This is a genomic window from Allobosea sp., from assembly GCF_030694325.1.
Taxonomy (GTDB): Bacteria; Pseudomonadota; Alphaproteobacteria; order Rhizobiales; family Beijerinckiaceae; genus Allobosea.
Genome location: NZ_JAUXYO010000312.1, coordinates 1 through 7185 on the forward strand (window position 1 = coordinate 1; position 7185 = coordinate 7185).

The 7185-nt window shown below is 69.4% G+C and carries 5 protein-coding genes; 1 reads left to right on the forward strand and 4 read right to left on the reverse strand.

Features of this window, described 5'->3' with window-relative positions:
* Positions 1–251 precede the first annotated feature (251 nt).
* From Q8M82_RS20125 to Q8M82_RS20140, 4 genes are all read right to left on the reverse strand, one after another.
* Positions 252–2036: an SLC13 family permease gene (locus Q8M82_RS20125; RefSeq protein ID WP_305693075.1), complete on the reverse strand. Its 1785-nt coding sequence runs from the start codon at positions 2034–2036 to the stop codon at positions 252–254.
* 100 nt (positions 2037–2136) lie between these two features.
* Positions 2137–3126 carry a magnesium transporter CorA family protein gene (locus Q8M82_RS20130; protein ID WP_305693076.1) on the reverse strand — a complete coding sequence of 330 codons (990 nt, stop codon included), beginning with the start codon at positions 3124–3126 and terminating at the stop codon, positions 2137–2139.
* An 88-nt stretch (positions 3127–3214) separates the two neighbouring features.
* Entirely contained in the window at positions 3215–4066 is an 852-nt protein-coding gene (locus Q8M82_RS20135) for an SDR family NAD(P)-dependent oxidoreductase (protein ID WP_305693077.1), read from the reverse strand.
* Positions 4063–5838: an acyl-CoA dehydrogenase family protein gene (locus Q8M82_RS20140; protein ID WP_305693078.1), complete on the reverse strand. Its 1776-nt coding sequence runs from the start codon at positions 5836–5838 to the stop codon at positions 4063–4065. The genes Q8M82_RS20135 and Q8M82_RS20140 overlap by 4 nt, the downstream gene beginning before the upstream one ends.
* Positions 5839–6068: 230 nt before the next feature.
* On the opposite strand from Q8M82_RS20140, the gene Q8M82_RS20145 reads away from it, so the two are divergent.
* Positions 6069–7058, forward strand: coding sequence for an L-threonylcarbamoyladenylate synthase (locus Q8M82_RS20145; protein ID WP_305693079.1), 990 nt, complete (start codon positions 6069–6071; stop codon positions 7056–7058).
* Positions 7059–7185 lie beyond the last annotated feature (127 nt).

A 7185-nucleotide genomic window follows, 5' to 3' on the forward strand; every position in this document is an offset into this window, starting at 1 on the left:
GCGGGCTCCAGAAGCCGGCCTGATAGTCTCGATTGGAGGCTGGCGCGGTCTCGTCCTGCGCAGTCGCCTCGGGTTTCGGGGCAGGACGGCTGTGCTCGTCCTCGGGCATCGTGTCGCCCTCATGCCGTTCCAGCATCGTCGCTCCTTTCGTCTGTTGGGAGAGGTTGCGGTGGCCGCACCGGGATAGGCTGGAATGCTGCAACGCACAAGACTGCCGGAGGTTTCATGCCGCCGCGCCGACGAACGCCCGATCAGCCCGCCTGCAGCGGCCAGACGATCAGGATCATTGGCATCGCCACCGCAAGCACCAGCAGCGACAGGGGCGCCCCAAGCCGGGGGTAGTCGCTGAACTTGTAGCCTCCAGGCCCCATCACCAGCGTGTTGCACTGATGACCGATGGGCGTGAGGAAGTCGCAGGCTGCGCCGATCGCCACCGCCATCAGGAAGGCGTCGGGGTTGTAGCCCAGCTTGGCGGCGAAGCCCGCTCCGATCGGCGCCATCACCAGCACGGTCGCGGCATTGTTGAGGAAGGGCGTCACTGCCATCGCCGCCGCCAGGATGAGCGCGACCGAGCCCCAGCCCGGCAGCCCCGAACCGACCTGGGCGAGCCAGCCGGCGAAGACGTCGGTGGCGCCCGTCGATCGCAGCGTGTCGCTGACCGGGATGAGGGCCGCAAGCATCAGCAGGATCGGCGCATCGATGCTGCTATAAGCCTCGCGCAACGGCAGGCAGCGCAGGGCGATCAGCAGCACCGCAGCCGCGAAGAAGGTCAGGGGCACAGGGGCGAGGCCGAAGGCCAGCGTCACCACCGCCGCCAGCACGATCGAGACGGTCATCACCGCCTTGCGGGTCGAGCCGAGCGAGACGACGCGGTCCGCCAGCGGCAGCAGGCCGAGTTCCATCAGCTTTTCCGGCAGTTGCTTCTCGTCGCCCTGGATCACGACGATGTCGCCGGCGCGCAGGCGGATGTCGCGCAGGCGCTGGGTGAAGCGCTCGCCGGCGCGGCTGATCGCGATCATGTTGACGCCGAAGCGGGCGTGCAGCCCGATATCGCTCGCGGACTGGCCGATCAGCACGGAATTGGGCCCGATGATGGCCTCGCTGACCTGGTCGGGATCGAGCGCATCCTCTTTCTGGGTCGGGCGGTGCTGCCCGTCGAGATCGAGCTCGCCCTCGGCGACGACCCGTTCCAGCACCGCCGCGTCGCCGCGCAACAGCAGCGTATCGCCCGTCTTCAGGCTGGCGTCGGGAAGCGGAGCCTGCAGGCGTCGCTCGTCGCGCAGGATCGCGACGATCTGGAGATCGCCTCCGCCGAGCGCCTTGAGATCGGCCACCGTTTTGCCGGCGAGCGTCGATTTGGGGCCGATCTCGGCCTCGGTGACGTAATCCTTGATGTCGATCGCCTGGTCGAGCGAGACCGCGCCGCGCCGGTCCGTCGGCAGCAGGCGGTAACCGACGGCGAGGAAGGCGCAACCGGCAAGCGCGACGACGATGCCCACCGGCGTGAAGTCGAACATCGCGAAAGGCTCGCCGCCGAGTTCGGCGCGGACCCGCGCGACGATGACGTTCGGCGAGGTGCCGACGAGGGTGACGATGCCGCCGAGCAGCGAGGCGAAGGCCATCGGCATCAGGAAGACCGAGGGCGAGCGCCCGCTCTTTCGGGCAAGCTGATAGGCGATCGGGAGCATCATCGCGAGCGCGCCGATATTCTTGATGATCGCCGACATCACCGCGACGGCGATAACGAGCATTACGATCTGCGCCTGCGTCGAGCCGAGCGCCGGCATGATGCGGGAGAGGCCGCGCTCGATCACCCGGGAGCGGGCGACCGCGGCGCTCAGGACGAGCGCGCTGCCGACGATGATGACGATGTCGTCGGAAAAGCCCTTGAAGGCCTCGCCAGCCGGGACGATGCCGACGGCGACGCCGGCCAGCAGGGCCAGCATGGCGACGATGTCATAGCGCAGACGCCCCCAGAGGAAGGCAGCCATCATCACCGCCACGAGCGAGACGGAGAGCAATTGGGGGGTGGTCATCGACGTCGGCTCGCCTCATCCAGCGTCGCGGGAGGCCGCGCCGTCCTATCCTGCGCATCGGCTCTCGCGGAAGCCGGTGCCCGACATCCGGGCCGATGCGCTAAAGCCACTTCTTCCAGCGGAAGAACATGTAGGGCAGCACGGCGAAGAGGATCATCAGCCCGATCGCCATGGGGTAGCCCCACTGCCACTCCAACTCCGGCATCGTCTTGAAGTTCATGCCGTAGATCGATGCGATCAGCGTCGGTGGCATCAGCGCCACGGAGACGACCGAGAACAGCTTGATGATCTTGTTCTGCTCGATCGAGACGAGCCCCAGCGTGGCGTCGAGCATGAATTGCAGCTTGTTGGAGAGGAAGGTCGCATGCTCCTCGATCGCCTGCACGTCGCGGACGGCGGCGCGCCATTCGGCCGAGAAGCCGGTCTGCGCCTTCTTCGGCCGCGTGTAATTGGCCGAGAGGAAGAGCAGCACGCGCTCGACCGAGACCATGCTCTCGCGGACATTGGAGATGATGTGCTCGTACTGGCCGATCTTCTGGATCACCGCCTGATAGGCACTGCCCTGCTCGACGTCCTGGCCACGGCCGGCGAAGATGCGGCGCGACGCGTCGTCGATCTGGTCGCCGACGCCGCGCAGGACCTCGGCGGCGCGGTCGACGATGGCCTCGATCAGCCCGTCCAGCACCGCCTCGGGCTGGGTGCCGCAGCCGCCGGGCTTGGTGGCCCGGTTGAGGAAGATGTTGAAGGCACCGGGCTCGTCATAGCGGACCGTCACCAATGCCTTGTCGGTGAGGATGAAGGTGACGTCGGCCAGCCGCGGCACGATCGTCTCCGACTGGCAGATGATGCGCGCGGTCATGTAATGCGCGCCGTTCTCGGTGTAGATGATCTCCGACGGCTCGAGATCGTGCATCTCCTCGCGCGTCGGGATCGAGACGCCGAGATGCCTCTCGACGCGCGCATCCTCTCCCGCCGTCGGGTTGAGCAGATCGATCCAGATCGAATCGGCGGGGAACGGCGCATCGGCCTCCACCGTCCGGGGCAGGAGCTTGTCGCGCGACTGCGGGCAGATTCCGTGGATCAGGATCATGGACGGACCTTCGGGCGACGCAGGTTGCAGGCTGAGCGCGGCAGGAACCCTGATCCGCAGCTGGTGTCAAACCGCTATGGCCCGCGCCTCATGACGGGACGGTGAAGCGCGAGGGCGCGGAGCCGTCCCTGTCGGTGAACCCGTAAAGCCCGGCGAGATCGGCGACATGCAGCACGTGGCCGGCGTGGCGCGCGACCTCCGCATCCTGCAGCAGGGCCGCCACCGCGCGGCCGGCATAGAGCGGGGTTTCGCTGCCCGGCTGGGCGAGGCCGGCATCGCGGACGCGCTCGGTCAGGACATGGCCCGGCGAAAGCCCGAGCGCGGTGACGCCGAAGGGCTTCAGCTCGTGGCCCATCGCCAGCGTCAGCCGGTGCATCGCGGCTTGCGCGAGATCGTAGACCACGTCGCCGAGATAGCCGCCGGCCGTGTCGAAACCCACCGTGACGATCAGCCCCTTGCGCGCCTGGACCATGGCGGGCGCCACGGCGCGGGCCAGCAGGAGCTGCGCATAGACGCCGCTCTCGAAGCTCTGGCCCAGCCGCGCCACGGGCCTTCGCCAGAACGGCGCGCCGAAGGTGGAGCCATCCGGATAGCGCTCGCCGTCATAGCCCTCGCTGCCGCCCCAGACCGCGTCGACGACCCCATCCAGCCGGCCGAAGCGGCGCAGGCACCAGGAGACGAGCTGGTCGACCTCGCGTTCCTGGGTGTGGTCGCAGCGATAGGGATGGCCCCTGCCGCCTGCGGCCTCGACCTCGCGGGCCGCATCCTCGAAGGTCTCCGGGCGATGGTCGGTGCGGGGGCCGGCCTCGCTGGAGCGGCCGGTGACGATGACGGTGGCGCCGGCCTCTCCCAGCGCCCTGGCGATGCCGCGCCCGAGCCCGCGCGAGGCGCCGGCGACGAGGCAGATGCGGTTGGCGAGCGGTCGCGGCGGCTCGCTCACGCCGCAAATACCGCCGCCGCATCGGCGATGGCGCCCGCCCCTTCCGTCACCGCGAGTTCCAGCGCCGGTGCTTCCGTCACAAGGATCTCGGCGAAGAAGCGGGCGGTGGCGAGATCGTCGGCCCCTTGCGCCTCGGCGCGGGTGGCGAGCGCCTTGCGGGCGAGGCCGGTGCCGCCCTGCGCCAACGCGAAGAGCTTGAGATAGGGCGTCGCGCCGGCCAGCACGGACCCCTGATCGCGGCCCATGGTCGCCAGCATCCATTGCGTCGCGCGCTCCAGCGCCTCGACGGCGGCGCCGAGGCGGACCGCGCTGTGGCCGAAGCCCGGCGTGTTGGCCGCCTTCACCTCAGCGACGACGGCGCGCATTTCGGCGATCAGATCGGCCACCGCCTGCCCGCCGGAGAGCGGCAGCTTGCGCAGCACGAGGTCGATCGCCTGGATGCCGTTGGTGCCCTCATAGATCGTGGCGATGCGGGCGTCGCGCAGATGCTGGGCGGCGCCGGTTTCCTCGACATAGCCCATGCCGCCATGGACCTGGACGCCGGTGGAGGCGACCTCGACGCCGATATCGGTGGCATAGGCCTTGGCGACGGGGGTGAGGACCGCGGCGCGCTCGGCGGCGGCCTTGCGCGCGGCGTCGTCGCTCCCGCGATGCGAGCGGTCGAGCGCTTCCGCCACCTGATAGGCGATGGCGCGCGCGCCCTGCGTCTTCGCCCGCATCTCCATCAGCATGCGGCGCACGTCGGGGTGGACGATGATCGGGCTCATCGGCGCCCCCTTGGGTGCATCCAGCGCCGTACCCTGCCGGCGCTCGCGGGCGAAATGCAGCGCCTGCTGATAGGCCCGCTCGGCGATGGCGACGCCCTGGAGTGCGACGTTGAGTCGGGCATTGTTCATCATCGTGAACATGCAGGCCAGCCCGCGGTTCTCCTCGCCGATCAGCCAGCCGATCGCGCCGCCTTGGTCGCCATAGGCCATCGAGCAGGTCGGCGAGGCGTGGATGCCGAGCTTGTGCTCGATGCCGGAGCAGCGCAGGTCGTTATGCGCGCCGAGCGAACCATCGGCATTGACGAGGTATTTCGGCACCAGGAAGAGCGAAATGCCGCGCGTGCCGGCCGGCGCATCGGGCAGGCGCGCCAGCACGAGATGCACGATGTTCTCGGTCAGGTCGTGCTCGCCATAGGTGATGTAGATCTTCTGGCCGGTGATCTTGTAGGTGCCGTCGCCCACCGGCTCGGCCTTGGCGCGGAGTGCGTTGAGATCGGAGCCGGCCTGCGGCTCGGTCAGGTTCATCGTGCCCATCCACTCGCCGGAGACCAGCTTCGGCAGATAGGTCTCCTTCAGATGCTCCGAACCATGGGCATGCAGCGCCTCGATGGCGCCGACCGTGAGCAGCGGCCCGAGCGCGAAGGCAAACGCCGCCGAGTTCCACATTTCGATGCAGGCGGATTGTAGGAGTGCCGGCAAGCCCTGGCCGCCATGCTCGGGGGGAGCCGGCAGCGCGTTCCAGCCCGCGCCGGCCCAGGCGGTGTAGGCGTCCTTCCAGCCGGGCGGCGTGGTGACGACGCCATCCTTGAGAACCGAGCCATGCTTGTCGCCGACGCGGTTGAGCGGGGCGAGCACGTCGCCGGCAAATTTCGCGGCTTCGTCGAGCACCGCCTGGACCATGTCGGCATCGAGTTCCGGCGCCAGCCCCTCGTCGATCAGCCGGTCGAGGCCGGCGATATGACGCAACGTGGCGAGAATATCCTCGACCGGGGCCCGGTAGCTCATCTGACATCTCCCTCGACGCCGGCCGTCGCGTCCGCATGGCCGGCGCTCTCGTTTTGCACTCGCCCGGCGGACCGAATCCTGCGGCGCAGGCCCGCTTTAGACGTTGCCGCCATGGTAGCGAGGAACTATCCCCGAGGCCACGGTCGCCGCCGCCAAGCAGCGCCGTAGATATAGTTTAGTTATAAACCTTTTTGGGTCAATCGCATGGTGGGCCCGGCCATGGAGCGACTGTGACGCAGCCCCCGCCCGTTCGACGCAGCACCGAGCGGCTTGACTCCGATCCCGCCGGGATCGCGCGGGCGGCGGAGCTGCTGCGTGAGGGCCGCCTCGTCGCGCTGCCGACCGAGACGGTCTATGGCCTCGCCGCCGACGCGACCTCCGGCAGCGCCGTCGCCGGCATCTATGCCGCCAAGGAGCGGCCGAGCTTCAACCCGCTGATCGCGCATCTGCCCGATCTCGCCGCCGCCCGTCGGCATGGCCTGTTCGACGCCAACGCACTGGCGCTCGCCAGGGCCTTCTGGCCGGGGCCGCTGACGCTGGTGGTGCCGGTCTCGGCCGGTTGCGCGGTCAGCGATCTCGCACGCGCCGGACTGGGATCGGTGGCGCTGCGCGTGCCGTCGCACCCAATCGCCCATGCGATCCTGCAGGCGGCGGGGCGGCCGATCGCAGCCCCCTCCGCCAACCGCTCCGGCCGCGTCAGCGCCACCAGCGCCGCGCATGTGCTCGCCGATCTCGACGGCCGCATCGACGCAATGCTCGATGGCGGTGCGACCGAGGTCGGCGTCGAATCGACCATCGTCGCCTGTCTCAACGGCGCGCCCCGCCTGCTGCGGCCGGGCGGCGTGCCGCGCAGCGCGATCGAAGGCGTGATCGGGCGCTCGCTTGTGCTCGCGGGCGAGGCCGGCATGGCGCCGATCTCGCCTGGCCTGCTCGCGTCTCACTATGCGCCCGCGGCGCGGATCCGGCTCGAGGCGGAGGCTCCCCGCCCCGGCGAGGCCTGGCTCGGCTTCGGCAGCGACCCGGCTTTGCAGGCGAGCGCCGCGCCCGCGCTCGATCTCAGCCCCGGCGGTGATCTCACGGAAGCCGCCGCGAACCTGTTCGGGCATCTGCGGGCACTCGATGCCCTTGGCCCGGCGGTGATCGCCATCGCGCCGATCCCCGAGCACGGGCTGGGCGAGGCGATCAACGACCGGCTCCGGAGGGCCGCCGCGCCGCGGTGATCTGGAGCGCTGTCGCTCAACCCACGTCATTGCGAGTGCAGCGAAGCAATCCAGAACCGTCTCGCTCGACGTCGCCCTGGATTGCTTCGCTGCGCTCGCAATTGTCTCTTGGCGATGTGTCAGAGTG

What these genes read in the sequence shown, in the direction of transcription:
- Q8M82_RS20130 (WP_305693076.1), bottom strand. Translation starts at nt 3,126, where the DNA reads ATGATCCTGATCCACGGAATCTGCCCGCAGTCGCGCGACAAGCTCCTG.
- Q8M82_RS20125 (WP_305693075.1), bottom strand. Translation starts at nt 2,036, where the DNA reads ATGACCACCCCCCAATTGCTCTCCGTCTCGCTCGTGGCGGTGATGATG.
- Q8M82_RS20140 (WP_305693078.1), bottom strand. Translation starts at nt 5,838, where the DNA reads ATGAGCTACCGGGCCCCGGTCGAGGATATTCTCGCCACGTTGCGTCAT.